The 24,266-nt window shown below is 62.1% G+C and carries 36 protein-coding genes; 33 read left to right on the forward strand and 3 right to left on the reverse strand.

The genetic code is table 11. The features are described 5' to 3' along the window. The first annotated feature begins 104 nt into the window (after positions 1-104). The 33 genes from tuf (at position 105) to RQP55_RS00575 (ending at position 20,836) form a co-directional block, all read left to right on the forward strand. On the forward strand, positions 105-1,295 hold the full coding sequence (gene tuf / locus RQP55_RS00415) for an elongation factor Tu (RefSeq protein ID WP_315608206.1): 1,191 nt from the start codon (positions 105-107) through the stop codon (positions 1,293-1,295). A gap of 95 nt (positions 1,296-1,390) precedes the next feature. Next, on the forward strand, positions 1,391-1,741 hold the full coding sequence (locus RQP55_RS00420) for a hypothetical protein (protein ID WP_315608207.1): 351 nt from the start codon (positions 1,391-1,393) through the stop codon (positions 1,739-1,741). Positions 1,742-1,952: 211 nt separating this feature from the next. Beyond that, positions 1,953-2,264, forward strand: coding sequence for a 30S ribosomal protein S10 (gene rpsJ / locus RQP55_RS00425; protein WP_147091455.1), 312 nt, complete (start codon positions 1,953-1,955; stop codon positions 2,262-2,264). A 258-nt stretch (positions 2,265-2,522) separates the two neighbouring features. Then, positions 2,523-3,281 carry a 50S ribosomal protein L3 gene (gene rplC / locus RQP55_RS00430; protein ID WP_315608208.1) on the forward strand — a complete coding sequence of 253 codons (759 nt, stop codon included), beginning with the start codon at positions 2,523-2,525 and terminating at the stop codon, positions 3,279-3,281. Positions 3,282-3,284: 3 nt separating this feature from the next. Next, the gene (gene rplD, locus RQP55_RS00435; protein WP_315608209.1) at positions 3,285-3,911 is read left to right on the forward strand and encodes a 50S ribosomal protein L4; all 627 of its coding nucleotides are present in this window, start codon (positions 3,285-3,287) and stop codon (positions 3,909-3,911) included. Further along, complete coding sequence (locus RQP55_RS00440) at positions 3,904-4,209, forward strand: 50S ribosomal protein L23 (protein WP_315608210.1); 306 nt, start codon at positions 3,904-3,906, stop codon at positions 4,207-4,209. The genes rplD and RQP55_RS00440 overlap by 8 nt, the downstream gene beginning before the upstream one ends. A gap of 9 nt (positions 4,210-4,218) precedes the next feature. After that, positions 4,219-5,055, forward strand: coding sequence for a 50S ribosomal protein L2 (gene rplB, locus RQP55_RS00445; protein WP_315608211.1), 837 nt, complete (start codon positions 4,219-4,221; stop codon positions 5,053-5,055). A gap of 6 nt (positions 5,056-5,061) precedes the next feature. Next, the gene (rpsS, locus tag RQP55_RS00450; protein ID WP_315608212.1) at positions 5,062-5,340 is read left to right on the forward strand and encodes a 30S ribosomal protein S19; all 279 of its coding nucleotides are present in this window, start codon (positions 5,062-5,064) and stop codon (positions 5,338-5,340) included. Continuing rightward, on the forward strand, positions 5,340-5,717 hold the full coding sequence (gene rplV / locus RQP55_RS00455; protein WP_147091449.1) for a 50S ribosomal protein L22: 378 nt from the start codon (positions 5,340-5,342) through the stop codon (positions 5,715-5,717). The genes rpsS and rplV overlap by 1 nt, the downstream gene beginning before the upstream one ends. 2 nt (positions 5,718-5,719) lie before the next feature. Further along, complete coding sequence (rpsC, locus tag RQP55_RS00460) at positions 5,720-6,430, forward strand: 30S ribosomal protein S3 (protein ID WP_315608213.1); 711 nt, start codon at positions 5,720-5,722, stop codon at positions 6,428-6,430. 3 nt (positions 6,431-6,433) lie between these two features. Beyond that, positions 6,434-6,868 (forward strand): 50S ribosomal protein L16, encoded by a 435-nt coding sequence (rplP, locus tag RQP55_RS00465; protein WP_315608214.1) that lies wholly within the window; start codon positions 6,434-6,436, stop codon positions 6,866-6,868. Beyond that, positions 6,868-7,071 carry a 50S ribosomal protein L29 gene (gene rpmC / locus RQP55_RS00470; protein ID WP_315608215.1) on the forward strand — a complete coding sequence of 68 codons (204 nt, stop codon included), beginning with the start codon at positions 6,868-6,870 and terminating at the stop codon, positions 7,069-7,071. The genes rplP and rpmC overlap by 1 nt, the downstream gene beginning before the upstream one ends. Before the next feature lie 11 nt (positions 7,072-7,082). Next, on the forward strand, positions 7,083-7,352 hold the full coding sequence (gene rpsQ, locus RQP55_RS00475) for a 30S ribosomal protein S17 (protein ID WP_147091445.1): 270 nt from the start codon (positions 7,083-7,085) through the stop codon (positions 7,350-7,352). 63 nt (positions 7,353-7,415) lie between these two features. Then, a complete protein-coding gene (gene rplN, locus RQP55_RS00480; RefSeq protein ID WP_147091444.1) occupies positions 7,416-7,784 on the forward strand; it encodes a 50S ribosomal protein L14 in 369 nt (122 codons plus the stop codon). Further along, positions 7,784-8,104, forward strand: a complete 321-nt coding sequence (gene rplX, locus RQP55_RS00485) for a 50S ribosomal protein L24 (RefSeq protein ID WP_315608216.1) — start codon at positions 7,784-7,786, stop codon at positions 8,102-8,104. The genes rplN and rplX overlap by 1 nt, the downstream gene beginning before the upstream one ends. Next, complete coding sequence (gene rplE, locus RQP55_RS00490; protein ID WP_315608217.1) at positions 8,097-8,675, forward strand: 50S ribosomal protein L5; 579 nt, start codon at positions 8,097-8,099, stop codon at positions 8,673-8,675. The genes rplX and rplE overlap by 8 nt, the downstream gene beginning before the upstream one ends. 20 nt (positions 8,676-8,695) lie before the next feature. Then, entirely contained in the window at positions 8,696-9,001 is a 306-nt protein-coding gene (rpsN, locus tag RQP55_RS00495) for a 30S ribosomal protein S14 (RefSeq protein WP_315608218.1), read from the forward strand. Between the two features lie 10 nt (positions 9,002-9,011). Continuing rightward, a complete protein-coding gene (gene rpsH, locus RQP55_RS00500) occupies positions 9,012-9,407 on the forward strand; it encodes a 30S ribosomal protein S8 (protein WP_088307798.1) in 396 nt (131 codons plus the stop codon). Beyond that, complete coding sequence (gene rplF, locus RQP55_RS00505) at positions 9,407-9,940, forward strand: 50S ribosomal protein L6 (protein ID WP_315608219.1); 534 nt, start codon at positions 9,407-9,409, stop codon at positions 9,938-9,940. The genes rpsH and rplF overlap by 1 nt, the downstream gene beginning before the upstream one ends. Continuing rightward, the gene (rplR, locus tag RQP55_RS00510; protein ID WP_147091439.1) at positions 9,940-10,281 is read left to right on the forward strand and encodes a 50S ribosomal protein L18; all 342 of its coding nucleotides are present in this window, start codon (positions 9,940-9,942) and stop codon (positions 10,279-10,281) included. The genes rplF and rplR overlap by 1 nt, the downstream gene beginning before the upstream one ends. A gap of 2 nt (positions 10,282-10,283) precedes the next feature. Continuing rightward, positions 10,284-11,030 (forward strand): 30S ribosomal protein S5, encoded by a 747-nt coding sequence (gene rpsE, locus RQP55_RS00515; RefSeq protein WP_315608220.1) that lies wholly within the window; start codon positions 10,284-10,286, stop codon positions 11,028-11,030. A 6-nt stretch (positions 11,031-11,036) separates the two neighbouring features. Continuing rightward, complete coding sequence (gene rpmD, locus RQP55_RS00520; RefSeq protein ID WP_315608221.1) at positions 11,037-11,213, forward strand: 50S ribosomal protein L30; 177 nt, start codon at positions 11,037-11,039, stop codon at positions 11,211-11,213. 71 nt (positions 11,214-11,284) lie between these two features. After that, complete coding sequence (gene rplO, locus RQP55_RS00525; protein ID WP_315608222.1) at positions 11,285-11,764, forward strand: 50S ribosomal protein L15; 480 nt, start codon at positions 11,285-11,287, stop codon at positions 11,762-11,764. Positions 11,765-11,883: 119 nt separating this feature from the next. After that, positions 11,884-13,251 (forward strand): preprotein translocase subunit SecY, encoded by a 1,368-nt coding sequence (secY, locus tag RQP55_RS00530; protein WP_315608223.1) that lies wholly within the window; start codon positions 11,884-11,886, stop codon positions 13,249-13,251. A gap of 22 nt (positions 13,252-13,273) precedes the next feature. Beyond that, the gene (locus RQP55_RS00535) at positions 13,274-13,921 is read left to right on the forward strand and encodes an adenylate kinase (RefSeq protein ID WP_315608224.1); all 648 of its coding nucleotides are present in this window, start codon (positions 13,274-13,276) and stop codon (positions 13,919-13,921) included. A 23-nt stretch (positions 13,922-13,944) separates the two neighbouring features. Next, positions 13,945-14,517 (forward strand): hypothetical protein, encoded by a 573-nt coding sequence (locus RQP55_RS00540; RefSeq protein WP_315608225.1) that lies wholly within the window; start codon positions 13,945-13,947, stop codon positions 14,515-14,517. Between the two features lie 194 nt (positions 14,518-14,711). After that, a complete protein-coding gene (gene rpsM / locus RQP55_RS00545; protein ID WP_147091433.1) occupies positions 14,712-15,080 on the forward strand; it encodes a 30S ribosomal protein S13 in 369 nt (122 codons plus the stop codon). Between the two features lie 57 nt (positions 15,081-15,137). Beyond that, complete coding sequence (gene rpsK, locus RQP55_RS00550; RefSeq protein WP_088307824.1) at positions 15,138-15,527, forward strand: 30S ribosomal protein S11; 390 nt, start codon at positions 15,138-15,140, stop codon at positions 15,525-15,527. A gap of 106 nt (positions 15,528-15,633) precedes the next feature. Continuing rightward, positions 15,634-16,692 (forward strand): DNA-directed RNA polymerase subunit alpha, encoded by a 1,059-nt coding sequence (locus RQP55_RS00555; RefSeq protein WP_315608226.1) that lies wholly within the window; start codon positions 15,634-15,636, stop codon positions 16,690-16,692. Between the two features lie 106 nt (positions 16,693-16,798). Beyond that, a complete protein-coding gene (gene rplQ, locus RQP55_RS00560) occupies positions 16,799-17,212 on the forward strand; it encodes a 50S ribosomal protein L17 (RefSeq protein ID WP_315608227.1) in 414 nt (137 codons plus the stop codon). An 86-nt stretch (positions 17,213-17,298) separates the two neighbouring features. Next, entirely contained in the window at positions 17,299-19,509 is a 2,211-nt protein-coding gene (locus tag RQP55_RS00565; RefSeq protein WP_315608228.1) for a prolyl oligopeptidase family serine peptidase, read from the forward strand. A gap of 115 nt (positions 19,510-19,624) precedes the next feature. Next, a complete protein-coding gene (locus RQP55_RS00570; protein ID WP_315608229.1) occupies positions 19,625-20,224 on the forward strand; it encodes a hypothetical protein in 600 nt (199 codons plus the stop codon). Positions 20,225-20,386: 162 nt separating this feature from the next. Continuing rightward, positions 20,387-20,836, forward strand: a complete 450-nt coding sequence (locus RQP55_RS00575; protein ID WP_315608230.1) for a hypothetical protein — start codon at positions 20,387-20,389, stop codon at positions 20,834-20,836. Positions 20,837-20,850: 14 nt separating this feature from the next. Here the strand turns inward: RQP55_RS00575 and RQP55_RS00580 are convergent, their stop codons facing one another. The 3 genes from RQP55_RS00580 to RQP55_RS00590 are packed head-to-tail and all read right to left on the reverse strand — an operon-like array spanning position 20,851 to position 24,167. After that, positions 20,851-21,792 carry an alpha/beta hydrolase gene (locus tag RQP55_RS00580; RefSeq protein WP_315608231.1) on the reverse strand — a complete coding sequence of 314 codons (942 nt, stop codon included), beginning with the start codon at positions 21,790-21,792 and terminating at the stop codon, positions 20,851-20,853. Between the two features lie 3 nt (positions 21,793-21,795). Then, complete coding sequence (locus tag RQP55_RS00585; protein ID WP_315608232.1) at positions 21,796-22,593, reverse strand: alpha/beta hydrolase; 798 nt, start codon at positions 22,591-22,593, stop codon at positions 21,796-21,798. After that, positions 22,590-24,167 (reverse strand): wax ester/triacylglycerol synthase family O-acyltransferase, encoded by a 1,578-nt coding sequence (locus RQP55_RS00590; RefSeq protein WP_315608233.1) that lies wholly within the window; start codon positions 24,165-24,167, stop codon positions 22,590-22,592. The genes RQP55_RS00585 and RQP55_RS00590 overlap by 4 nt, the downstream gene beginning before the upstream one ends. Positions 24,168-24,266 lie beyond the last annotated feature (99 nt).

Below are 24,266 nucleotides of genomic sequence, written 5' to 3' on the forward strand. Positions count from 1 at the left end.
TAGGGTTGCCTGATCAGTCCGATCAGGCTAGGGGCGGCGCCTGATTCAGCGGGCGCCGTCCAAACCCCGCAGATTCAATTCAAAGCGAAAGAAGGTTTGAGACAATGGCTAAGGCTAAGTTTGAGCGGACCAAGCCGCACTGCAACATCGGCACCATCGGTCACGTTGACCACGGTAAGACCACCCTGACCGCTGCGATCACCAAGGTTATGGCGGAAGTGAACGGCGGTGAAGCCGTCGATTTCGCAAACATCGACAAGGCTCCCGAAGAGCGCGAGCGTGGCATCACCATCTCGACCGCTCACGTCGAGTACGAAACCGCTGCCCGTCACTATGCGCACGTCGACTGCCCGGGCCACGCTGACTATGTGAAGAACATGATCACCGGTGCGGCTCAGATGGACGGCGCCATCCTCGTGGTGAACGCTGCTGACGGTCCGATGCCGCAGACCCGTGAACACATCCTGCTCGCCCGCCAGGTCGGCGTGCCGGCTCTGGTCGTGTACATGAACAAGGTTGACCAGGTCGACGACGCCGAAATCCTCGAGCTCGTTGAACTCGAAATCCGCGAGCTGCTCAGCTCGTACGGCTTCGATGGCGACAACATCCCCGTGATCCCGGGTTCGGCTCTGGCCGCTCTCGAAGGCCGCGACGACAACATCGGCAAGGAATCGATCATTGCCCTGATGAATGCTGTCGACACCGCCATCCCGCAGCCGCCGCGTCCGACCGACAAGCCTTTCCTGATGCCGGTCGAAGACGTGTTCTCGATCTCGGGTCGTGGTACGGTTGTGACCGGCCGCGTCGAAACCGGTATCGTCAAGGTTGGCGAAGAAGTCGAAGTGGTGGGCCTCAAGGACACCCAGAAGACCGTCGTCACCGGCGTTGAAATGTTCCGCAAGCTGCTCGATCAGGGTGAAGCTGGCGACAACATCGGCGCGCTGGTTCGTGGTCTGAAGCGTGAAGACGTTGAGCGTGGTCAGGTTCTGGCCAAGCCGGGCACCGTCACGCCGCACACCGAATTCTCGGCCGAAGTCTACGTGCTGTCGAAGGATGAAGGTGGTCGTCACACGCCGTTCTTCGCCAACTACCGCCCGCAGTTCTACTTCCGCACCACTGACGTGACCGGTGAAGTTATCCTCCCCGAGGGCACCGAAATGGTCATGCCGGGCGACAACATCGCCCTGTCGGTCAAGCTGATCGCTCCGATCGCGATGGATGAAGGTCTGCGCTTCGCAATTCGCGAAGGCGGCCGCACCGTCGGTTCGGGCGTTGTCTCGAAGATCACGAAGTAATTCGTCGATCCTCGGGCAACCGAGACAAAAAGGCCCGGCCTCCGCAAGGAGGTCGGGCTTTTTCGTTACCGCTTCCATGGGGCAGGAGAGACAGCATGGCCCGAAAGTATTCCAAACATGGCCCGCGCGAAGACCTCTGGCAGGATGAAGTCGATGTGGCCGAGGCCCCGCCGCCGCCCGACTGCTGGCTATGCGAGCGGCCGTGCGGCGAAACAGTTATCTGGCACCACCCCGTGCCGAAGAGCCGCGGTGGGCGCGATACGGTGCCGATGCACCCGATCTGCCAGAACATGCTGATCACGACTTTCACCAATTCCGAACTGCAACGCTATGGCCTCGATGCCAGCCTGCTGAGAATCGAGCCGCGAGTTGAAAAGTTCGTATCCTGGGTTGCCGGCAAGGATCCTGATTTCAATGCGCCCCTCGGCAAAAAGAAGCAGCGCTGAATCACGGGTGCCAAACGGCGGTCTGTTACGTCGCCGGCGATTTATGGGATATATTCTTACGCGCCCGAACGGGCTGGTCCTGACCCTTCAAGAATGCCGCAAATGCGCAGCAAAAGGGGCTTGCATGATTCCCGCCCCCCGTGTAGGGGCGCGCTTCGAATTTGTTTGGGGCGAAAGCCCTTTTGCTCTTTCTCATCGGTAGCAGGACACAATGGAAGCTCAAAATATCCGCATTCGCCTCAAGGCATTCGATCACCGTGTGCTTGATCAGGCGACTGGCGAAATCGCCGAGACCGCCCGTCGCACTGGCGCGTTGATCCGGGGCCCCATTCCTCTGCCGACCCAGATCGAGAAGTTCTGCGTTAACCGCGGGCCGCACATCGACAAGAAGTCGCGTGAGCAGTTCGAAGTTCGCACCTACAAGCGGTTGCTCGATATCGTGCAGCCGAACGCCACCACCGTGGACGCGCTGATGAAGCTCGACCTGGCGGCCGGCGTGAACGTCGAGATTAAGCTGGCTTAATCTGCTGGAGCGGCCTAAGGGCCTCTCGCTACCGGGCTTCGGCCCGGCTCCTAGCGGAACCCCAACAGGGAAACCCGCGACGAGACAGAGCCCCGGCAATAGCTGGGGACACAAGGGATACCTCCGGATTTATCCGGGTCAGCGTCCCCCGTCTCGCCACCGCAAGGTGGCACTCAGCCCGGACGGGGCTCGCTTCACATTTTGGGCTGAACACGCCTTTGGGGATGGTCCCCACAGGCCTCTGTAGGAGAACGGATCATGCGTACCGGCGTGATCGCCAAGAAGGTGGGGATGACCCGCCTGTTCCAGGAGGACGGTCGGCATGTGCCGGTTACCGTCCTGGCGCTGGAAGACTGCCAGGTGGTTTCGGTTCGCACCGCCGAACGTGACGGTTACGTCGCGCTTCAGCTGGGTGCAGGCGCAGCCAAGCAAAAGAACGTTGCCAAGCCGCAGCGTGAACATTTCGCCAAGGCCCAGGTGCCCCTCAAGGCCCAGGTTGTCGAATTCCGCGTGGCCGATGATGCTGTGCTGGAAGTCGGCGCAACGATCGCTGCCTCGCACTTCGTGCCAGGTCAGATGGTCGACGTTGCTGGCACGACCCAGGGTAAGGGCTTCCAGGGTGCCATGAAGCGCTGGGGTTTCGGCGGTATGCGCGCCACCCACGGTGTTTCGATCAGCCACCGTGCCCACGGTTCGACTGGTAACCGTCAGGATCCGGGCCGCGTCTTCAAGAACAAGAAGATGGCCGGTCACATGGGTGATCGCAATCGGACTCAGCAGAACCTCGAAGTGGTTCGCGTCGATGACGAACGCGGCCTGATCTTCGTCAAGGGCTCGGTCCCGGGCGCGAAGAACTCGTGGTTGACCGTTTTCGATGCCGTGAAGGTTAGCCGTCACGTCGAGGCTCCCTATCCCGCTGGCCTGAAGCAGGCCTCGAACAGCAACGCCGCTGCTCCCGCAGAAACCCCCGCCGAGGTGGTTGATGCGCCGGAAGCCGCTGAAGGCCAGGAGGGCTAAGTCGTGAAGGTGAAGCTTTCCAATCTCGATGGTACTGCCGGCAAGGGCGACATTGAGCTGAACGATGCGGTCTTCGGCCTTGAGCCGCGCGCCGACATCCTCCACCGCGTTGTCACCTGGCAGCTCGAGAACCGCCGCGGCATCGCCCGCGCCGCTCGCGAGCGTTCGGACGTGGCCCGCACCGGCAAGAAGTTCGGTCGCCAGAAGGGCGGCGGTACGGCTCGTCACGGTGATCGCAAAGCCCCGATCTTCATCGGTGGTGGCAAGGCCATGGGTCCGCGCCGTCGTGAATTCGACGTGTCGCTGAACAAGAAGGTTCGTGCGCTGGGCCTGAAGATGGCACTCTCGGCCAAGGCCCAGGGTAGCCTGATTGTGGTCGACAGCCTGGACATCAAGGACGTCAAGACCAAGGCCGTTGCGGCTCAGCTCGCCAAGGCGAACTGGGGCAAGAAGGTTCTGGTGATCGACGGTGAAGCCGTGAACGAGGGCTTTGCCCGCGCTTCGGCCAACCTGGTGGGCGTGAACGTCCTCCCGGCGATCGGCGCCAATGTCTACGACATCCTGAAGCATGATACGCTGGTGCTGACGCGCGCCGCGGTCGAAAAGCTGGAGGCGCGTTTCAATGGCTAAGGACGCAATCGACACGCGTCACTACGACGTGATCGTGGCTCCCCACATCACCGAAAAGTCGACGCTGCTCAGCGAAAACAACGCTGTGGTCTTCAAGGTTGTCAACAAGGCAACCAAGCCCGAAATCAAGGCTGCCGTTGAGGCGCTGTTCGGGGTGAAGGTCAAGAGCGTGAACACGCTGACCCAGAAGGGCAAGACCAAGCGCTGGAAGGGTAAGCCCTACAAGCGTTCGGACGTGAAGAAGGCCGTTGTGACGCTGGCTGCTGGCCAGTCGATCGACGTCACCAGCGGGATCTGAGGCTGAACCATGGCACTCAAGAACTATAACCCGACCAGCCCCGGCCGTCGCGGCCTGATCCTGGTCGACAAGTCGGCGCTGTGGAAGGGCAAGCCTGTCAAGGCTCTGACCGAAGGCAAGCGCAAGACCGGTGGCCGTAACAACAAGGGCCACGTGACCTCGCGCGGGATCGCCGGCGGCCACAAGCAGAAGTACCGCTTCATCGACTTCAAGCGTCGTAAGTGGGACATGCCGGCCACCGTCGAGCGTCTGGAATATGACCCGAACCGCACGGCGTTCATCGCGCTCGTCAAGTACGAAGACGGTGAACAGGCCTACATCATCGCGCCGCAGCGCCTTGCTGTTGGTGACGTGGTGGTTGCCGGTGAAAAGACCGACGTGAAGCCGGGCAACGCGATGCTGCTCAGCCAGATGCCGGTCGGTACCATCTGCCACAACGTGGAGATGAAGCCGGGTAAGGGCGGTCAGATCGCTCGTTCGGCCGGGACCTATGTCCAGGTCGTCGGTCGTGACCGCGGCATGGTCATTGTTCGCCTCAACTCGGGCGAGCAGCGCTACCTGCGCGGCGACTGCATGGGCACGGTTGGCGCGGTTTCGAACCCCGACAACCAGAACCAGAACCTGGGCAAGGCCGGTCGCAACCGCTGGCTGGGCCGTCGTCCGCTGACCCGCGGCGTCGCCAAGAACCCGGTCGACCACCCGCACGGTGGTGGTGAAGGCCGCACCTCGGGTGGCCGTCATCCGGTTACCCCGTGGGGCAAGCCGACCAAGGGTGCCCGCACTCGCCACAACAAGCAGACGGACAAGATGATTATCCGTTCGCGTCACGCCAAGAAGAAGAGGTAAGCCACCATGGCACGCTCCGTCTGGAAAGGCCCCTTCGTCGACCTGCACCTGCTGAAAAAGGCGGAAGCCCAGCAGGAAGCCGGCACTCGCGCCGCACCGATCAAGACCTGGTCGCGTCGTTCGACGATCCTGCCGCAGTTCGTCGGTCTGACGTTCAACGTCTACAATGGCCAGAAGTTCGTCCCGGTCTCGGTCAACGAAGACATGGTCGGCCACAAGCTTGGCGAATTTGCGCCCACGCGCAATTTCCCCGGCCACGCCGCCGACAAGAAGGGTAAGCGCTAATGAGCAAGCAAGCTGCTCCGCGTCGCGTTGGCGAAAAGGAAGCGCTCTCGGTCGGCACCACCATTCGTGGTTCGGCTCAGAAGCTTAACCTTGTCGCCGCCCTGATCCGCGGCAAGAAGGCCGAAGAGGCCATGAACATCCTCGCCTTCTCGAAGAAGGCGATGGCTGTCGACGCTCGCAAGGTGCTCGCTTCGGCGATCGCAAATGCGGAAAACAACCACAACCTCGACGTTGACGCGCTGGTTGTGGCTGAAGCCAGCGTTGGCAAGTCGGTCACCATGAAGCGGTTCCACACCCGTGGCCGCGGCAAGTCGACCCGCATCCTGAAGCCGTTCTCGCGGCTGCGGATCGTGGTCCGTGAAGTTGAGGAGGCCTGATCATGGGTCACAAGAGCAACCCGATCGGCCTGCGTCTGCAGATCAACCGTACCTGGGACAGTCGCTGGTACGCCGAAGGCAAGAACTATGCGCAGATGCTTGAGGAAGACCTCAAGATGCGCAAGTTCATCATGGAAGCGCTGCCGCAGGCCGCGATTTCCAAGGTGGTCATCGAGCGTCCGGCCAAGCTGTGCCGCGTGTCGATCTATGCCGCTCGTCCGGGCGTCATCATCGGCAAGAAGGGCGCCGACATCGAAAAGCTGCGTTCGCAGCTCGCCGCGATGACCTCGAGCGACGTCAAGCTGAACATCGTTGAAATCCGCAAGCCGGAAATCGACGCCAAGCTTGTCGCTCAGGGCATTGCCGATCAGCTGATCCGCCGCGTTGCCTTCCGCCGTGCGATGAAGCGGGCCGTGCAGTCGGCGCTCCGTCTTGGCGCCGAAGGCATCAAGATCACCTGCTCGGGCCGTCTCGGCGGTGCGGAAATCGCCCGCGTCGAATGGTACCGTGAAGGCCGCGTGCCGCTGCACACCCTGCGCGCCAACATCGATTATGCGGAAGCCGAAGCGCTGACCGCCTATGGGATCATCGGCATCAAGTGCTGGATCTTCAAGGGCGAGATCCTTGGCCACGACCCGATGGCGCAGGACCGGTTGATGATGGAGGCCCAGACCTCCGGCGTGCGTCCGGCACGTGAAGACCGCAGGAACTAAGTCATGCTGCAACCTAAGAAAACCAAGTTCCGCAAGGCTTTCAAGGGCCGGATTCATGGCGTTGCCAAGGGTGGCACCGACCTGAACTTCGGTTCCTATGGCCTCAAGGCGCTCGAGCCGGAGCGGATCACCGCTCGCCAGATCGAAGCCGCCCGTCGTGCGATCACCCGCCACATCAAGCGCCAGGGGCGTCTGTGGATCCGCGTGTTCCCCGACGTGCCGGTTTCGAAGAAGCCTGCCGAAGTCCGTCAGGGTAAGGGCAAGGGTTCGATCGAATACTGGGCAGCCCGGGTTAAGCCTGGCCGCATCCTGTTCGAGCTGGACGGCGTCGCCGGCCCGCTGGCCGCCGAAGCGTTTAGCCGCGCAGCGATGAAGCTGCCGATCAAGACCAAGGTCGTTGCCCGCCTGGGCGACACCTCGCACCTCGGAGGCGAATGATGGCTGGCAAGACCGAAAACCTGCGGGCCAAGAGCGACGATCAGCTGCTGGCTGATCTGGCCGAACTGAAGCGCGAGGCATTCAACCTGCGCTTCCAGTCGGCGACGAACCAGCTTGAGCGTCCGGCGCGCATCAAGGAAGTGCGTCGCGACATCGCCCGTATCAAGACGCTGCAGGGCGAACGCGCCCGCGTGGCCAAGTAAGGAGCCCACAGATGCCCAAGCGTATCCTGATCGGGACCGTGGTCTCCGACAAGACCGACAAGACCGTGGTCGTGAAGGTCGAGCGTAAGGTGAAGCACCCGCTCTACGGGAAGATCATCCGTCGTTCGAAGAAGTATCACGCCCACGACGAAGACAACGCCTTCAAGACCGGTGAAACCGTGCGCATCGAAGAGACTGCGCCGATTTCGAAGCTCAAGACCTGGAAGGTCATCGAGCGGGTCCAGGCCGGCAAGACCGCTGCGGTCGAAGCTGACGTCTAAGACGCTATCCATTTTGGAACTGCCGGACTTGTTCCGGCAAGCCAGTGAGAAGGAACCGGATCTATGATCCAGATGCAATCAAACCTCGACGTCGCTGACAACAGCGGCGCGAAGCGCGTCCAGTGCATCAAGGTGCTGGGCGGCTCGAAGCGCCGCACTGCCGGCGTGGGCGACATCATCGTGGTGTCGGTCAAGGAAGCACAGCCCCGCACCAAGGTGAAGAAGGGTGACGTACACCGCGCGGTTATTGTGCGGACCCGCAAGGATGTCCGTCGTGCCGACGGCAGCGTGATCCGCTTCGACAGCAATGCTGCCGTGCTGATCAACAAGAACGCCGAACCCATCGGCACCCGCATCTTCGGCCCTGTCGTTCGCGAACTGCGCGGCAAGGGCTACATGAAGATCATCAGCCTTGCGCCGGAGGTCCTCTAATGTCCGCTGCCAAGATCAAGAAGGGTGACAACGTCGTTGTCCGCTCGGGCAAGGACAAGGGCCGCACCGGCACTGTCCTTCAGGTCATGCCGAAGGAAGGCAAGATCGTGGTCCAGGGCGTCAACGTCGCGACCCGTCACCGCAAGCCGAGCCAGGTGAACCCGCAGGGTGGCATCGAGCGCCGTGAAGCGCCGATGGCGATCTCGAAGGTCGGCCTGGCCGACCCCAAGACCGGCAAAGCGACCCGCGTCCGTTTTGAAGACAAGGGTGGCAAGAAGGTCCGCGTGGCCGTGAAGTCCGGGGAGACCATCGATGGCTGATAAGTACGTGCCGCGTCTTCGCAAGAAGTACGACGAACAGATCGCCAAGGCGATGACCGAGAAGTTCGGTTACAAGAACGTCATGGAAATTCCGAAGATCGAAAAGATCACGCTCAACATGGGCGTCGGTGAAGGCAGCCAGGACAAGAAGAAGGTCCAGACCGCCGCCGCCGAAATGGAACTGATTGCTGGCCAGAAGCCCGTGATCACCAAGGCGAAGAAGTCGATCGCGCAGTTCAAGCTGCGTGAGGGCATGCCGATCGGTTGCAAGGTTACCCTGCGCCGTGAACGCATGTACGAATTCCTTGATCGCCTGATCACTGTCGCAATGCCCCGCATCCGCGACTTCCGTGGCCTCAATGCCAAGTCGTTTGACGGCCGTGGCAACTATGCCATGGGCCTGAAGGAGCAGATCATCTTCCCAGAGATCAGCTACGACCAGATCGAGAAGGTGCGTGGGATGGACATCATCGTCACCACCACTGCCAAGACCGACGAGGAAGCGCGCGAGCTGCTTCGCCTGTTCGGTTTCCCGTTCCCGGCGGAAGCCGAAGCTGCGCAAGCGGCCTGAGTTAGAGAGAGCTTAAGTCCATGGCGAAACTGAGTTCCGTGAACAAGAACGAGCGTCGCAAGAAGCTCGTTCAAAAGTATGCGGCCAAGTATGCCGCGCTGAAGGCGCAGGCTGACGACAAGTCGCTCGATGAAACCGAGCGTCTGATCGCCCGCCTGAAGCTGGCGGAAATCCCGCGTAACGGCAACCCGACCCGGGTTCGCAACCGTTGCGCAACCACCGGCCGCCCGCGCGGCTACTATCGCAAGTTCGGCCTTTGCCGCGTTGAGCTGCGTGATCTTGCCAACAAGGGCATGATCCCGGGCGTGACGAAGTCGAGCTGGTAAGGATCAAGCGATGGCACTGACCGATCCCCTGGGTGATATGCTCACCCGCATCCGTAACGGCCAGCGTGCGAAAAAGGACTCTGTCCTTTCGCCGGCTTCGAAGCTACGCGCTCGCGTGCTCGAAGTTCTGCAGCGCGAAGGCTACATCCGTGGTTATTCGGAGGACGCCACCGGCGCCCATCCGCAGCTTCGGATTGAATTGAAGTATTTCGAGGGCGAACCGGCGATCAAGCATGTCGCTCGCGTCTCCAAGCCGGGCCGCCGGGTTTACTCGGGCAGCAAGGAACTGCCGGTGATCCGCAACGGTCTTGGCATCACCATCGTCTCGACGCCGCGTGGCGTGCTTTCGGATGCCGAAGCGCGCGCCCAGAACGTCGGTGGCGAAGTGCTGGCGGAGGTGTTCTAATGAGCCGCATCGGCAAGAAGCCGGTTGTCGTTCCAGGTGGCGTGACTGCTGCTGTGGCTGACGGCACCCTCACCGTGAAGGGCCCCAAGGGTACCCTTACGCTGAGCCTCGCTGACCACGTGACTTACGAAGTTGGGGAAGGCTGCATCTCGGTGCAGCCGGCCAACGACAGCAAGCAGGCCCGTGCATTCTGGGGCATGCAGCGCACGCTGGTCCAGAACCTGGTGACCGGTGTGACCGAAGGTTACACCAAGGTTCTCGAGATCAATGGTGTCGGCTACCGCGCCACGGCCCAGGGCAAGAACCTGAAGCTGCAGCTCGGCTACAGCCACGACGTCGATTTCGCCGTGCCGGAAGGCATCGAAATCAAGACGCCGGACAACACCACGATCGAAATCTCCGGGATCGATAAGCAGAAGGTCGGCCAGGTTGCGGCCGAGATCCGTCGCTGGCGCAAGCCCGAGCCTTACAAGGGCAAGGGCATCAAGTACCGCGGCGAGTTCATCTTCCGCAAGGAAGGGAAGAAGAAGTAATGGCCAAGCTTTCCCTGTTCGAGCGCCGTCGTCGGCGCGTTCGCACCGCGCTCAAGGCGCGCGCTGGTGGCCGTCCGCGGCTTTCGGTGCACCGTTCTGGCCGCCACATCTACGCTCAGATCATCGACGATGCCGCTGGCCGCACGCTGGCAGCTGCTTCGACCCTGGGCAGCAAGGGCGGTTCCAACGTCGACGCTGCTGCCAAGGTCGGTTCGACCCTGGCCGAAGCAGCGAAGAAGGCTGGCGTGACCTCCGTCGTGTTCGATCGCGGCGGGTACCTGTTCCATGGCCGCGTCAAGGCGCTGGCTGATGCCGCCCGTGAAGGCGGGCTGGAGTTCTGACGATGGCTGACGAAAACAACACCCCAGAAACCATCGGCTCAGCCGAAGCTCCGATCGCTGCTGGCGAAGTGCAGGGCGGTGATGCCGGCACTGAAGCCCGCGAAGGCCGAGGCCGTGGCCGTGGTCGCGGCGGCAATGACCGCGGCGGTGACCGTGGCGGTCGTGGCCGTGGCCGTGACGATCGTCGTGGCCGTGGCGGCGACGAGGACGGCGGTGAAGAGCTGATTGAGAAGCTGGTTCACATCAACCGCGTCTCGAAGACCGTTAAGGGTGGTAAGCGCTTTGGCTTCGCCGCACTGGTCGTGGTTGGCGATGGCAAGGGCCGCGTCGGCTTTGGCCACGGCAAGGCGCGCGAAGTGCCGGAAGCCATCACCAAGGCGACTGCCTCGGCCAAGAAGAAGATGGTTCGCGTTCCGCTGAAGGAAGGCCGCACGCTGCATCACGACGGCAAGGGGCGTTTCGGTGCTGGCAAAGTGAACGTCCGTTCGGCTCCGGCCGGTACCGGGATCATCGCCGGCGGTCCGATGCGCGCTGTCTTTGAAAGCCTGGGCGTTGCCGACGTGGTGACCAAGTCGGTCGGCACCTCGAACCCCTACAACATGATCCGCGCCACCTTCGACGCGCTGGTTAGCCAGACTTCGCCGAAGTCGGTCGCCCAGCGTCGTGGCAAGAAGGTTGCCGACCTGCTGGGTCGCGGCGGTGCGAGCGCAGCAGAGGCGGAAGCCGAAGCTGCCGCGATCACGGAGTAAGCTGACATGGCGAAGATCAAGATCAAGCAGATCGGTTCGCCGATCCGTCGCCCGGAAAGCCAGAAGAAGATTCTGGTCGGCCTGGGTTTGGGCAAGATGAACCGCGTGGTCGAGGTGGAAGACACCCCGGAAGTACGTGGTGCTATTGCCAAGCTGCCCCACATGGTGGCAGTGGTCGACTAACTTAACCAGCATCCCGGCTTCGGCCGGGATGTTTCTTTTAGCGCGACAAAAGCGAAAGCGAGTGCAACGACATGAAACTCAACGAAATCTCTGACAACAAGGGCGCCCGTAAGGGGCGCATGCGCGTCGGCCGTGGTATCGGTTCGGGCAAGGGTAAGACTGCTGGCCGCGGCCAGAAGGGTGCCAAGGCGCGTTCGGGTGTCTCGATCAATGGCTTCGAAGGCGGTCAGATGCCGCTGCACATGCGGATTCCGAAGCGTGGCTTCAACAACATCTTCGCCAAGGACTATGCCGAAGTGAACCTGGGTCTGATCCAGAAGTTCATCGATGCCGGCAAGCTCGATGCCAAGGCCGTGATCGACCACGCCGCCCTGAAGGGTGCTGGTTTGGCCCGTGGCGGCAAGGATGGCGTGCGTCTGCTCGCCAAGGGTGAGCTCAAGGCGAAGGCCAAGTTCGTTGTCGCCGGTGCCAGCAAGGGCGCTGTTGCTGCGGTTGAAAAGGCCGGCGGTTCGGTCGAAGTGACTGCTGCCAAGGCTGCCGCGGCTGAATAAATCCCCATTTGTGCGGGGCGGGGGTTATTGCATCCCGCCCCGCGCACTATATGGACACGATCCAATAGAGGGGGATGGCTGGCCGGGGGGTCAGCCTCCAAGCAAGGCTTGACCGATCCATGGCTTCACGTGCCGATAACGTTGCGAGCAATCTCAATCTCGCGAATTTCTCTAAGGCGACCGAGCTCAAGAACCGAATCTGGTTCACGCTGGGCGCGCTGATTGTCTTCCGTTTCCTGAGCTTTGTGCCGCTCCCAGGGGTTAACCCGCTGGTGCTTGAGCAGCTCTATGCCCAGACGCGCGGTGGCATCCTCGATATTTTCAACACCTTCTCGGGCGGCAGCCTTGAGCGCATGAGCCTCATCGCGCTGGGCATCATGCCGTATATCACGGCATCGATCGTAGTGCAGCTTGCTGCATCGCTGCATCCGTCGCTGATGGCACTGAAGAAGGAAGGCGAAAGCGGCCGCAAGAAGCTGAACCAGTATACGCGCTATGGCGCGGTGCTGCTGACGGCAGTGCAGGGCTGGTTCATCGCCTCAGGGCTTGAAGCCTATGGGGCCTCAAGCGGCCTTCAGGCGGTCGTCAATCCCGGTCTGATGTTCAAGATCGTGGCTGTGATCAGCCTGATCGGCGGTACCATGTTCCTGCTGTGGCTGGGTGAGCAGATCACCAGCCGCGGGATCGGTAACGGTACCTCGCTGATCATCATGGCCGGCATCGTCGCGCAGATGCCGACCTTTGTTTCTAACCTGTTTGAAGGGGGTCGCTCGGGTTCGATCAGCGGCTTTACCATCGCCACGGCTTTGGGCGTGCTAGTCATCCTCGTGCTGTTCATCTGCTTCATGGAGCGCGCAACGCGCCGGCTGTTGATCCAGTATCCCAAGCGTGCCAGCCAGCACGGTATGATGCAGGCTGACCGCAGCCACCTTCCGCTGAAAATCAACACTGCCGGCGTGATCCCGCCGATCTTTGCCAGTTCGCTGCTGCTGCTGCCGCTGACGATCAGCCAGTTTGCCGGCAACTCGATTTCGCCCGACACTTCGGTTGGTAGCGCGATCGTAACGCTGAACCAATACCTGGCGCATGGTCAGCCGCTCTACATGACGCTGTACGCACTCGGGATCATGTTCTTCAGCTTCTTCTACACCGCCGTGGTGTTCAACCCTGAAGAGACTGCCGAGAACCTCAAGCGCAATGGTGGGTTCATTCCGGGTATTCGTCCGGGCAAGAGCACGGCGACCTATCTTGATTACGTGCTGACTCGCATCACCGTGATCGGGGCGCTCTATATTACCGTCGTCTGCGTGATCCCTGAATGGTGGATTGCCTCGACCGGGCTCAACATGATGTTCCTGGGCGGCACCAGCCTGCTGATCGTGGTCAACGTGACAGTCGACACGATCACTCAGATCCAGTCGCATCTGTTGGCCCACCAGTACGGCGATCTCATCAAGAAGGCGAAGCTGAAGGGTCGCATTCGCTGATCGACACTTGGGGGACGTGCACGTGAACATCATCCTTTTGGGCCCCCCCGGTGCGGGCAAGGGTACCCAAGCTCAGCGACTGGTAGAGCGGCATGGCATGCGCCAGCTGTCGACTGGTGACATGCTCCGCGCTGCCGTAAAAGCGGGAACGCCAGTTGGCCTTCAGGCCAAGGCGGTGATGGAGCGCGGTGAGCTCGTCTCGGATGAGATTGTCTCTGCCCTGATCGGTGAAGAACTTGATGCCATGGGTCCCGAAGTCGGCGCGATCTTCGACGGTTATCCGCGGACCGAAGCCCAGGCCCATTCGCTCGACGCGATCCTGGGCCAGCGGGGGCGCACGCTCAATCACGTGATCGAACTTGCAGTCGACGAGGATGCGCTGGTTGAGCGCATAACCGGCCGCTTCACCTGCGCTAAATGCGGCAAGGGCTATCACGACACATTCGAGCGGCCCAAGGTTGACGGCGTCTGTGACAAGTGCGGTTCCACCGAATTCAAGCGTCGTCCGGATGATAACGAGGAAACCGTGCGGACCCGCATGGCCGAGTATCGCGCCAAGACCGCACCGATCCTGCCGATCTACGAAGCGCGTGGGATTGTCAGCCGCGTCGATGGCATGGCCGACATGGAACAGGTGACGGCGGCAATCGAACAGGTTATTTCTTCCTGATCCTGTAAGGGAAAGGAAGGGCGATGCACCGTTTATCAGTTGCCGCCGCATTGTTGGTGGCTTCGCCAGTCCAGGCCGAACTGTCAGCTGCGTCCAATACCAGTTTCGTCAGCGATCATGTCGCGACGGTTGCTGCAGAACCTGCCGCCGTGTGGCAGGTGCTCGTCGCGCCAAACCTGTGGTGGTCGCCCGCCCACACCTATTCGGGTGATGCAGCCAATCTCTATCTCGATGCCCAGGCTACCGGCTGCTTCTGCGAAAAGCTACCCAAGCCCGTCGGTGCATCGGTTGAGCAGCGGATGGGCAGCGTTGAGCATATGCACGTGGTCTATGTCGATCCCCAGCGCGGGGTGTTACGACTGACGGGCGGCCTTGGTCCTTTGCAGGGCGAGGCAGTCCACGCTGTGCTCACTATTACCCTCAAGCAGGAGCGCGAGGGCACGCAAATCAAGTGGCGCTATTCCGTTGGCGGGGTCTGGCAGGCCAAGCCGGCCGAGCTCGCGCCCTTGGTCGACAAGGTCCTGGCAGAGCAGGTCAAGCGTTTGGCGGACAAGGCTGGCCCTGCACCTGAGCCCGACGCGGGGCCAACGGGCTAGAACCGCGCGGAACTGCGGCGTTGACAGCTTCGCCGAATCACCGTAAGCGCCCGATCCATTCGGCATGAACGGATAAGTCCGGAAGGCGAGGCCATTGCGCGCGCCAACCGGGCTTTTTGCCGTTTCGGCGAATGAGCGTTGAGATGGAAGGCGGTGGCTAGCACTGCTGCCTTCTGTGGAGCATGGAGAAGTAAGTGGCTCGTATTGCCGGGGTCAATATCCCCACCAACAAGCGCGTTCTTATCGCGCTCACCTACATTCACGGTATCGGCCCGTTCAAGGCCCGCCAGATTGTCGACAAGCTGGGTATCGACCATACCCGTCGCGTTTCGGATCTTTCTGATCAGGAAGTCCTGCACATCCGCGAAACCATCGACGCCGAGCACACGGTTGAGGGTGACCTCCGCCGCGAAACCGCGATGAACATCAAGCGCCTTATGGACCTGGCCTGCTATCGCGGCCTGCGTCACCGTAAGGGTCTGCCGGTTCGCGGTCAGCGCACGCACACCAACGCCCGTACCCGCAAGGGTAAGGCGAAGCCCATCGCCGGCAAGAAGAAGTAAGCAGCGCGCCGTCAGGCCCGCAGCTTTCCCTTCCCGATATTCGAGTAGGACAACCAAATGGCACGCGAACCCCAGCGCATTAAGCGCCGCGAGCGGAAGAACATCACCAGCGGCATCGCTCATGTGAATGCCAGCTTCAACAACACCATGATCACCATCACCGACGCCCAGGGCAATGCGATTTCCTGGTCGAGCGCCGGCATGATGGGCTTCAAGGGTAGCCGCAAGTCGACCCCGTACGCCGCGCAGGTGGCTGCTGACGACGCAGGCAAGAAGGCCGCCGAGCACGGTGTCCGTACCTTGGAAGTCGAAGTGAAGGGCCCCGGTTCGGGCCGTGAAAGCGCGCTGCGTGCACTGCAGGCTGTTGGCTTCACGATCACTTCGATCCGCGACGTCACGCCGATCCCTCACAACGGGGTTCGGCCGTCGAAGCGTCGCCGCGTCTGATTGAGTTATCGCGGCGATGGGGCCCCATCGCCGCTGTTCCGGATCGGTCGCGGTGCATCAGAGCGCAGCGGCCGTTCCCGCCAAAACAAGACCCTAGGGGAAGTACATGACTGTCAACATCAAGAACTGGCAGGAACTCAAGAAGCCCAACGCCCTCGAGGTGAAGCCGGGCAACGACCCCAAGCGCCGTGCCACTTTCGTCGCCGAACCGCTCGAGCGTGGTTTTGGCCTGACGCTTGGCAATGCGCTGCGTCGCGTGCTGCTGTCCTCGCTCCAGGGCGCGGCCATCACCTCGATCAAGATCGAGAACGTGCTGCACGAATTCTCATCGCTCGCTGGCGTGCGTGAAGACGTGACCGACATCGTGCTCAACGTGAAGCAGATCGCGCTGAAGATGCAGGGCGAAGGCCCGAAGCGTCTGCAGCTGTCGGCCACTGGCCCGGCAGAAGTGAAGGCCGGTGACATCGCTGTTTCGGGCGATATTGAGGTGATGAACAAGGATCTCGTGATCTGTCACCTCGATGAAGGCGCGATCCTGAACATGGAACTGACGGCCGAAACCGGCAAGGGCTATGTCCCGGCCGTGTCGAACCGTCCGGCTGATGCGCCGATCGGGCTGATCCCGGTCGACTCGCTCTACTCGCCGGTCCGTCAGGTTTCGTACAAGGTCGACAACGCCCGCATCGGCCAGGAACTGGACTACGATAAGTTGAACCTGACCGTTGAAACCGACGGTACGGTTACCCCGGAAGACGCCGTGGCCTATGCTGCGCGCATCCTCCAGGATCAGCTCTCGCTGTTCGTCCACTTCGAAGATGCAGTGCCGATGGGCGCCTCGCCGATGATTGGCATGGCGGCTGCTCCGGCCGAAGAAAGCGATACCAACCAGCTCAACCGTTACCTCCTCAAGAAGGTGGACGAGCTTGAACTGTCGGTGCGTTCGGCCAACTGCCTCAAGAACGACAACATCATCTACATCGGTGACCTGGTCCAGAAGACCGAGGCCGAGATGCTCCGCACGCCGAACTTCGGCCGCAAGTCGCTTAACGAGATCAAGGAAGTCCTGAGCTCGATGGGCCTGCGCCTCGGCATGGACATCCCTGGCTGGCCGCCGGAAAACATCGAGGAAATGGCCAAGAAGCTCGAACAAGAGCTGCTGGGCTAACCAGTTTCGGGGCACCTGCGGGTGCCCCGACGGTAATGGTCGCCACCTTAGTGTGACCAGCTACGGGCTACCTGACACGGGCCCATAACGAACGAAGGAAAGACCTATGCGTCACAAGCTTGGTGGGCGTAAGCTCAACCGCACTTCCAGCCACCGCAAGGCCCTGCTGCGCAACATGTCGGCTGCTCTGATCAAGCATGAGCAGATCACCACGACCCTGCCCAAGGCCCGTGAACTGCGTCCCTATCTTGAAAAGTTGATCACGCTGGCCAAGCATGGTGGCCTTTCGAACCGCCGTCTGGCCCACGCCCGTCTGATGGACGATGCGCAGGAAAAGAAGCTGTTTGAAGTCCTGGCCGCACGCTATGCTGATCGTCAGGGTGGCTACACCCGCGTGATCAAGGCCGGCATCCGCGCTTCGGACGCTGCGCCGCTTGCCGTGATCGAACTGGTTGATCGTGATCCGGCTGCCAAGGGCCAGGATTCGGGCCCGGTCATGATGGCTGACGACGCCGAATAAGCGTTTTACTGAGACCTTTGGTCCAGTTGAAAAGGCGGGGGTGACTGCTAGGGTCACCGCCGCCTTTTTGCATTTCGGAGCCTTGCATGTCGCGTCGCGTCCCGGCCCTGGTGGCCGCCACTCTGGTTGTCTCGCTTGCTACCCCAGTCTTCGCTGAGAAAATGAACATTTCCTACCCTGAAACGAGCCGCGTCGATCTGGTCGAAACCCAGTTTGGTGAGGCCGTGCCCGATCCCTATCGCTGGCTGGAAAACGATGTCCGTACGGACAAGGCCGTGGCCAAGTGGGTGGAGCAACAGAACGCGCTGACGCAGGGCTATCTGGCCCAGTTGCCCCAGCGCCAGTGGTTTGCGGACCGCATCAAGACACTGATGGATTACGAACGCTTTGGTCTGCCGCGCAAGGCCGGGGCGCACTACTTCTACATGCGTAATTCGGGCCTGCAGAACCAGTCGCAGCTGTTCGTGCGAGACGGGCTGAATGGCACTCCGCGGCTGCTGATCGATCCCAATGCCTGGGCGAAGGATGGAGCGACGGCGCTTGATGCCTGGGTGCCATCGCGGAACGGAAAGTTGCTTGCCTATTCGATCCAGGACGGCGGGTCTGACTGGCGGACTATCAAGGTGCTCGATGTTGCCACCGGCAAGGTGCTGGGCGATGGCGTGCTATGGGCCAAGTTCACCAACATCGCCTGGGTCGGCAACGAAGGCTTTCTTTATTCGCGCTTCCCCGAACCGCAGCCGGGGGCTGAGTTTCAGTCGCTGAACAAGCAGCAAGCGGTTTACTTCCACCGCATCGGTACGCCGCAATCGCAGGACGAGTTGGTCTATGCGACCCCAAGCGATCCCGAGCTGGGCCATTCGGCCCAGGTTACCCATGATGGGCGCTGGGTGGTGATCACCACTTCGAAGGGCACCGACAGCCGTTATGCGATCCACATTCTGCCAGTTCGCAAGGATCGCAAGTGGCAGGCGCAGACCCTGGTTGGTGCGCTCGATCATGCCTGGAACCTGATCGATGGCATCGGTGATGCGCTTTACTTTGTAACGAACAAGGATGCGCCGCGGATGAAGGTGGTCAGGGCGGACCTTAAAAAGCAGGGATTGTATCGCATAGCCTGCGAGGGCTCAGCGAAAACCGATGACGTTTGCCTGGAGTCCCGGCCAGAGTTCACCGACATCGTTGCTGAGCGCGCCGAAACGCTAGACCAGGCCCAGATCGTCGGTAACCGATTGGTGCTGTCCTATCTCAAGGATGCGAAGTCGGTGGCCGAAGTGCGCGCGCTCGATGGCAAGCCGGTGCAGCAGATCGCGCTCAATGCGATCGGTACGGCCTCTGGCTTCAGCGGTGAGCCGGGTGATCCGGAGACGTTTTACAGCTTTTCCAGCTTCAACCAGCCCAGTGGGATCTATCGGTTTGACACCCGGACTGGGAAGAGTGAGCCCTTTGCCATCCCGAAGCTGACCTTCAATCCGGCCGACTATGCGATCGAGCAGCGCTTCTTTACCTCGAAGGATGGCACGCGCGTGCCGATGTTCTTGGTGCGCCGCAAGGACGTGGCCCAGGCTGGAAAGGCCGTCCCGACGCTGCTTTATGGCTATGGCGGGTTCGATATCTCGTTGACGCCGGGCTTCTCGGCGGTGCGGATGGCCTGGCTGGAAGCAGGCGGGGCCTTTGCGCTGGCCAACCTGCGCGGCGGGGGGGAATATGGCAAGGCCTGGCATGATGCCGGGCGGCTCAGCAACAAGCAGAACGTCTTCGACGATTTCATTGCCGCCGGTGAATATCTGATCGCTGAGGGCGTGACGCCGAAAAGCGGCCTAACGATCCAGGGCGGCTCAAATGGTGGCTTGCTGGTGGGGGCCGTGGTCAACCAGCGGCCTGATCTGTTTGCCGCGGGCAATGCCGCGGTGGGCGTGATGGACATGCTGCGCTTCGATCGGTTCACAGCCGGGCGCTATTGGGTCGATGACTATGGCTATCCCGGCAAGGAGGCCGATTGGCGCGTGCTGCGGTCCTATTCGCCCTATCACAACATCAAGGTGGGAGTGGACTATCCGGCGATGCTGGTGACCACAGCCGACACCGATGACCGCGTGGTGCCGGGGCACAGCTTCAAGTATACCGCGGCTTTGCAGGCGGCCAAGGCCGGCGCCAAGCCGCACCTGATCCGGATCGAAAGCCGCGCCGGGCACGGTTCGGGCAAGCCAACCGACAAGGCTGTGGCGGAAGGGGCGGATGTGCTCGCGTTCCTGGCGCAGTGGAGCGGATTGGAAGTTCCACGTTCAGAAAAGTGACCAGAAAGCTGAACGTCAGCTAACGGGCGGGTTCAGCTTGGTGCCACGGTTGATTCGCTAATCCTTCACGCAACGACGGGCCATCATGCCCGCCGGAGAGTGAAGGATCGAAGCAATGAAGACCATGTCAAAAGTTCTGGCCAAGGGCACTATTGCCACCATAGCGGCTGGCGCGATGGCGCTTACTTCGGCCACTCCCGCCTTTGCCCAGCACCGCGATCGCGACGGGATCAGCGCGGGCGACATTATTGCCGGGGCGCTGATCATCGGCGGGATTGCTGCGGTGGTCTCGGCCGCCGGCAACAACAATGACCGCGACTATCGCTACGACCGCGCCGGCTACGGCACTGGCTATAACCAGGGGCATGGTTATCGCGATGACTATGCGTCGCGAGGCAATCCGCGCCGCGCTGTTGAGCAGTGCGTCTTTGCCGCTGAACGCAATGCTGCGCGTTATAGCTATCGCCGCGCCGATGTGACCGACGTCCGTGATATTCGCGAGACGCGCTATGGCTATGAAGTGCGCGGCCGGATTGCCGTCAACGGCAATGGGCGCGACTGGCGCCGCGGCGATGGCAACTATGGCCGGGGCTGGGGCGGTGACTATCGCGGGTGGAACGATAACCTGCGCGGCTATGACTCCGGGACCTTCAAGTGCCGGGTTGAGCGCGGCCGGATTGTCGACATCGACTACAGCGGACTGCGCGGCCTCTAAAGTCTGACGATCAACGGCAAGGGCGGTTCAGGCAAGCGAAAGCCTGGGCCGCCTAAGTCTATGGAGAACATGGGACAATCGGCTTCAGCGGAAGAGGTCAAGCAGATGACGGGAAGATTCAAGCGAGCGGCGGCAGTTGCAGCACTGGCGGCGTCACTTTCCATGGCCGCGACGCCGGCCATGGCGCGGGGCTGGGGTGGAGGCTGGGGCGGGCATTACCGCCAGCACGATCGGGTTGACGGGGGCGATATCCTGGCCGGCATCCTGATCATCGGCGGGATCGCCGCCATTGCCAGCGCCGCGAACAAGGCCAGCAAGCAGCAGCGTGACTATCGAGAGCCACCGCCGCGCGAACGCGAAGACCTGCCGCGCTATGGCCGCGCCGATGACCGGCCAGAATGGCGGGAAGGGGCGGGTATCGATGGCGCGGTCAACCGCTGCATCGATGAAGTGAACCGGGGCCGCACCCGCGTTGGCGAGGTGGAAAGCGTCAATCGCGAAACTGGTGGCTGGCGGATTGCAGGATCAACGACTGGCAATGGCAATTTCAGCTGCGTGATCGATCGCGAAGGCCGCATCCACAACGTCAATGTTGATGGCCACGCGATCTGAAAGCGCCGCCGCTTTTACCGCGATGTCTCCAGCCAGTGCGCCATCGCGCCCATCAGGTCGCGCCCATAGGCCTGGGCCAGCCTGCTGCCGCCGACGGCATTGAACGCGTGGATCGCGCCGGGGTAGGAATGGAGTTCAACCGGCACACCGGCTGCGACCAGGCGGTGGGCGTAATCCAGGTCTTCATCAAGGAACAGGTCAAGGCTGCCGGTACCGATCCAGGTCGGTGGCAAGCCCGAGAGATTCTGTGCGAGCGAGGGTGAGAACCAGCCGCGCCGATCATCGTCGGGCTGGTAGCTGCCCTGCAAGGCGCTCCAGCCATAGCGGTTGGAAGGGCGGGTCCAGATGAATTCGCCGGTGGTGGGGTTGTTGTACCGGCAATCCGGTCCGCCCGTGCGATGGTCGAGCATCGGATAGGTCAGGAACTGCGCGGACAGCTTTGGCCCTTCCAGGTCACGAGCCATCAGCGCCACTGAGGCCGCCAGACCGCCGCCAGCACTTTCACCGGTGATCCCGATCCGTGCCGGGTCTGCCCCGGGCAGGCCGGCCAGCCACTTGAGCGCGGCGAGGCAATCCTCTTGCGGGGCCGGGAAGGGGTGTTCGGGCGCAAGCCGGTATTCGACCGAGGCAACCGGGATACCCAGCGCTTGCGCCATGGCCGAAGGGCCAGCCTGCATCACGCTGGCCGAACCCATGATCATCCCGCCGCCGTGGATGTGGAGCAGCGCTGCCCTGCCCGGCGTACCCGGCGCCGGATCATAGAGATAGATGGCCAGCGGCCCGCCGGGGCCGGCGATCGTGTGCACCACCGGGGCAATGGCCGGGGCGCCCAGGAAGGCATAGCGGGCGTTGCTGGCCACGCGCAGTTCGCCCAGGTCCATCGCCGCCAGATCGGCGGCGGGCATCATGTCGAGCAGCGGCAGCAGCTCGGGATCGACGAGGTGACGGGTCGACATGGCTTATTGCAGGCTGGTCTTGGGGAACATCCAGCGCTGCGAAAGGCGCGGCTCAAACGGCTTCCACGAGCCTTCGGGCTGATGCAGCCGGTCAGCGATGGCGATCACTGCGCTGGGGTTGAAGCCCAGCCCGCAATGGCTGGCCAGCACTTCGATGTTTTCGGTTTGCGGGTTCTTGTCACGCCGCTGCACCGATCCGCGCCAGTGGACCACGCCATCGGTCTTGGTCAGGATCGAGGTGGTTGGCACCGGCGGGGCGCGGTGCAGGTCAACAAAGCGGCCTTGGCGGATCGGCTCGGGATCCTTGCCGTTGAGATATTCGAACAGCCGCGCCGCGTTGGAATGGCGGCGATCGTCAGAGATCGGGCTGCCCAGCGTAATCACCAGCCGCACCGCTTCCGGGTGGGCCTTGGCCAGCTCACGGGCAAAAACGCCACCCAGGCTCCAGCCGACGATCGAAACCTTGCGCCCGGTCTCACGGTAGATCTTCAGCAGCATCGATTCCATTTCGTGCACCCGCGGTGCATCGATCCGGACATTGCGGCCCATGCCCCAGCCGCGTGCATCATAGCCCAATTGCTTGAGCAGCTTGCGCAGCGGTGCCGTGGAACTGTCGGAAGCCAGGAACCCCGGCAGGACCAGCACCGGATGCCCATCACCCTGCGGCAGGTTCGAAAGATAGGGGCGGAAGGCATAGAACGCCGCCAGTTCCAGCATGGCGCGGGATTCGGCGAGCGCGAACAGCCGCGAGGGCGGCCGGGCGTGGCTCGGCTGCGGGAATGCGGCGCTGGCTGCTGTCATGTCTTGCTGGCCTTCCTGCTCTTCGCGGCCGGTTTCTTGCTTGCCGGCTTCTTGTTCGTTGCTGGTTTTGCCGCGGCTTTCGCCGCGGGCTTCTTTGCCTTGGCGGCGGGCTTTGGCTTCTTCAAGGGGCCGGCCTGCGGTATCCGCGGTTCCGTAACCTTGGCGGCGGCGTCGCGCAGTTCCTGGAAGCTCTCTTCGATGCACTGGGCGTAGAACTCCGGATCGGGCAGCAGGTTGCGGCAGGCCGTGAAAGCAATGGTCGCTTCCTTCACGTAACTCTGCACAACGTGACCCAGGCCCAGCCCGTCGGTCAGGCAGAGCAGGCCCATCATGCTTTCCAGCCGGGCTCCCGCCGAATAGATCGGCACCGGCGGGCCGGGTACGTTGGTGACGACCGTGGTGAAGGGCAGGGCGACCCGGTTAGCCATGCCCAGCCGGGTATAGGCCTGCGCTGCCAGCGCCATGAACAGTGCCGGGCTGACCTTACTCATCTCGGTCATGTTGCGCGCGCCGATCGCATCGGACATGGCCTTGGAATTGGTGGTCTGCGAGAAGACGTATTCCAGCCGGTCAATCGGATCGGCGATATGGGTGCCGAGCGGGGCAATCATCGCCGCGACCTGGTTGCCCATGTCGCCCTTTTCATCCTTCCCGCGCACCGAGATCGGCGCCATCGCGGTCAGGGTCTTGTCCGGCAGGTCATCCTTGGCCTCAAGGTATTTGCGCATGGCCCCGCCGATGATCGCCAGGAACACGTCGTTGACCTTGGCCCCTTCCACCGCGTGGCGGATCGCCTTGATGTCGGACAGCGGGACCGAGCGGCCCTCAACCACGCGAGTGGTCGAGATCACTTGGTTGAACCGGGTGCGCGGGGCAATCATCTCCCCATGCAGGGCAAAGTCCTTGGTCGCGATGCCCTTTATTGCGCGGGCCAGGCCCGGCACGGCTTTGGCCGCAACTTCAAGCTGACGGACCGGGTTGGCCACGGCATTGAGCCAAGACTTGGCGATCAGCGAGGCAGGGCTTGGGACGGCTTCGGGTTGCCAGTTGTCCGGCTCGGCCGGGGGCGGCGCATCGGGCAGCAGCGTGTGGAGCGCCTCCATCAGGTCAATCCCGCTCATCCCGTCAATTGCGGCATGATGCACCTTGGTGACCATGGCATAGCTGCCCTTGGCCACGCCGGGGATATTGTCGAGCCCTTCGATCACCGTGAATTCCCATGGCGGCCGCGTCAGGTCGAGCGGGCGGGCGAAGATCCGCGCGGCCTGGATGCAAAGCTGGCGCCAGTCTCCCGGCTTGGGCAGGGCAAGGTGGCGGACGTGGTATTCCAGATCGAAATCGGGATCCTCAATCCAATAGGGATAGTCGAGATCGAACGGCACCCGCACCAGCCGCTGTCGCATCGTGCGCGACAGCTGCATCCGGCTTTCCATAAAGCGCAGGATATCCTTGAACCGGACAAAGCCGCCGGGCGCCGTTTCGGGGTTGTAGATCAGGATCGAGCCGATGTGCATCGGCGAGTTCCGCGTCTCGAGCGCGACGAACGAGGCATCCATGCCCTGGAGCTGACGCAAGCTGATCCCCTCCTGCCTTTGACCCGCCTAAAGGCTTGTTATTGGCAGGGAGCCTATCAGAGCATGGCCAGCCGTCAACATGCCCCTTTTGCCTGGCCG

Origin of the sequence: Novosphingobium sp. APW14 (genome assembly GCF_032337075.1) — a bacterium.
Lineage (GTDB): Bacteria > Pseudomonadota > Alphaproteobacteria > Sphingomonadales > Sphingomonadaceae > Novosphingobium.

Bases quoted from the DNA above. Each gene is read 5' to 3' on its own strand.
- tuf (WP_315608206.1), top strand. From the start codon at position 105: ATGGCTAAGGCTAAGTTTGAGCGGACCAAGCCGCACTGCAACATCGGC.
- RQP55_RS00420 (WP_315608207.1), top strand. From the start codon at position 1,391: ATGGCCCGAAAGTATTCCAAACATGGCCCGCGCGAAGACCTCTGGCAG.
- rpsJ (WP_147091455.1), top strand. From the start codon at position 1,953: ATGGAAGCTCAAAATATCCGCATTCGCCTCAAGGCATTCGATCACCGT.
- rplC (WP_315608208.1), top strand. From the start codon at position 2,523: ATGCGTACCGGCGTGATCGCCAAGAAGGTGGGGATGACCCGCCTGTTC.
- RQP55_RS00440 (WP_315608210.1), top strand. From the start codon at position 3,904: ATGGCTAAGGACGCAATCGACACGCGTCACTACGACGTGATCGTGGCT.
- rplB (WP_315608211.1), top strand. From the start codon at position 4,219: ATGGCACTCAAGAACTATAACCCGACCAGCCCCGGCCGTCGCGGCCTG.
- rpsS (WP_315608212.1), top strand. From the start codon at position 5,062: ATGGCACGCTCCGTCTGGAAAGGCCCCTTCGTCGACCTGCACCTGCTG.
- rplV (WP_147091449.1), top strand. From the start codon at position 5,340: ATGAGCAAGCAAGCTGCTCCGCGTCGCGTTGGCGAAAAGGAAGCGCTC.
- rpsC (WP_315608213.1), top strand. From the start codon at position 5,720: ATGGGTCACAAGAGCAACCCGATCGGCCTGCGTCTGCAGATCAACCGT.
- rplP (WP_315608214.1), top strand. From the start codon at position 6,434: ATGCTGCAACCTAAGAAAACCAAGTTCCGCAAGGCTTTCAAGGGCCGG.
- rpmC (WP_315608215.1), top strand. From the start codon at position 6,868: ATGGCTGGCAAGACCGAAAACCTGCGGGCCAAGAGCGACGATCAGCTG.
- rpsQ (WP_147091445.1), top strand. From the start codon at position 7,083: ATGCCCAAGCGTATCCTGATCGGGACCGTGGTCTCCGACAAGACCGAC.
- rplN (WP_147091444.1), top strand. From the start codon at position 7,416: ATGATCCAGATGCAATCAAACCTCGACGTCGCTGACAACAGCGGCGCG.
- rplX (WP_315608216.1), top strand. From the start codon at position 7,784: ATGTCCGCTGCCAAGATCAAGAAGGGTGACAACGTCGTTGTCCGCTCG.
- rplE (WP_315608217.1), top strand. From the start codon at position 8,097: ATGGCTGATAAGTACGTGCCGCGTCTTCGCAAGAAGTACGACGAACAG.
- rpsN (WP_315608218.1), top strand. From the start codon at position 8,696: ATGGCGAAACTGAGTTCCGTGAACAAGAACGAGCGTCGCAAGAAGCTC.
- rpsH (WP_088307798.1), top strand. From the start codon at position 9,012: ATGGCACTGACCGATCCCCTGGGTGATATGCTCACCCGCATCCGTAAC.
- rplF (WP_315608219.1), top strand. From the start codon at position 9,407: ATGAGCCGCATCGGCAAGAAGCCGGTTGTCGTTCCAGGTGGCGTGACT.
- rplR (WP_147091439.1), top strand. From the start codon at position 9,940: ATGGCCAAGCTTTCCCTGTTCGAGCGCCGTCGTCGGCGCGTTCGCACC.
- rpsE (WP_315608220.1), top strand. From the start codon at position 10,284: ATGGCTGACGAAAACAACACCCCAGAAACCATCGGCTCAGCCGAAGCT.
- rpmD (WP_315608221.1), top strand. From the start codon at position 11,037: ATGGCGAAGATCAAGATCAAGCAGATCGGTTCGCCGATCCGTCGCCCG.
- rplO (WP_315608222.1), top strand. From the start codon at position 11,285: ATGAAACTCAACGAAATCTCTGACAACAAGGGCGCCCGTAAGGGGCGC.
- secY (WP_315608223.1), top strand. From the start codon at position 11,884: ATGGCTTCACGTGCCGATAACGTTGCGAGCAATCTCAATCTCGCGAAT.
- RQP55_RS00540 (WP_315608225.1), top strand. From the start codon at position 13,945: ATGCACCGTTTATCAGTTGCCGCCGCATTGTTGGTGGCTTCGCCAGTC.
- rpsK (WP_088307824.1), top strand. From the start codon at position 15,138: ATGGCACGCGAACCCCAGCGCATTAAGCGCCGCGAGCGGAAGAACATC.
- RQP55_RS00555 (WP_315608226.1), top strand. From the start codon at position 15,634: ATGACTGTCAACATCAAGAACTGGCAGGAACTCAAGAAGCCCAACGCC.
- rplQ (WP_315608227.1), top strand. From the start codon at position 16,799: ATGCGTCACAAGCTTGGTGGGCGTAAGCTCAACCGCACTTCCAGCCAC.
- RQP55_RS00565 (WP_315608228.1), top strand. From the start codon at position 17,299: ATGTCGCGTCGCGTCCCGGCCCTGGTGGCCGCCACTCTGGTTGTCTCG.
- RQP55_RS00570 (WP_315608229.1), top strand. From the start codon at position 19,625: ATGAAGACCATGTCAAAAGTTCTGGCCAAGGGCACTATTGCCACCATA.
- RQP55_RS00575 (WP_315608230.1), top strand. From the start codon at position 20,387: ATGGCCGCGACGCCGGCCATGGCGCGGGGCTGGGGTGGAGGCTGGGGC.
- RQP55_RS00580 (WP_315608231.1), bottom strand. From the start codon at position 21,792: ATGTCGACCCGTCACCTCGTCGATCCCGAGCTGCTGCCGCTGCTCGAC.
- RQP55_RS00585 (WP_315608232.1), bottom strand. From the start codon at position 22,593: ATGACAGCAGCCAGCGCCGCATTCCCGCAGCCGAGCCACGCCCGGCCG.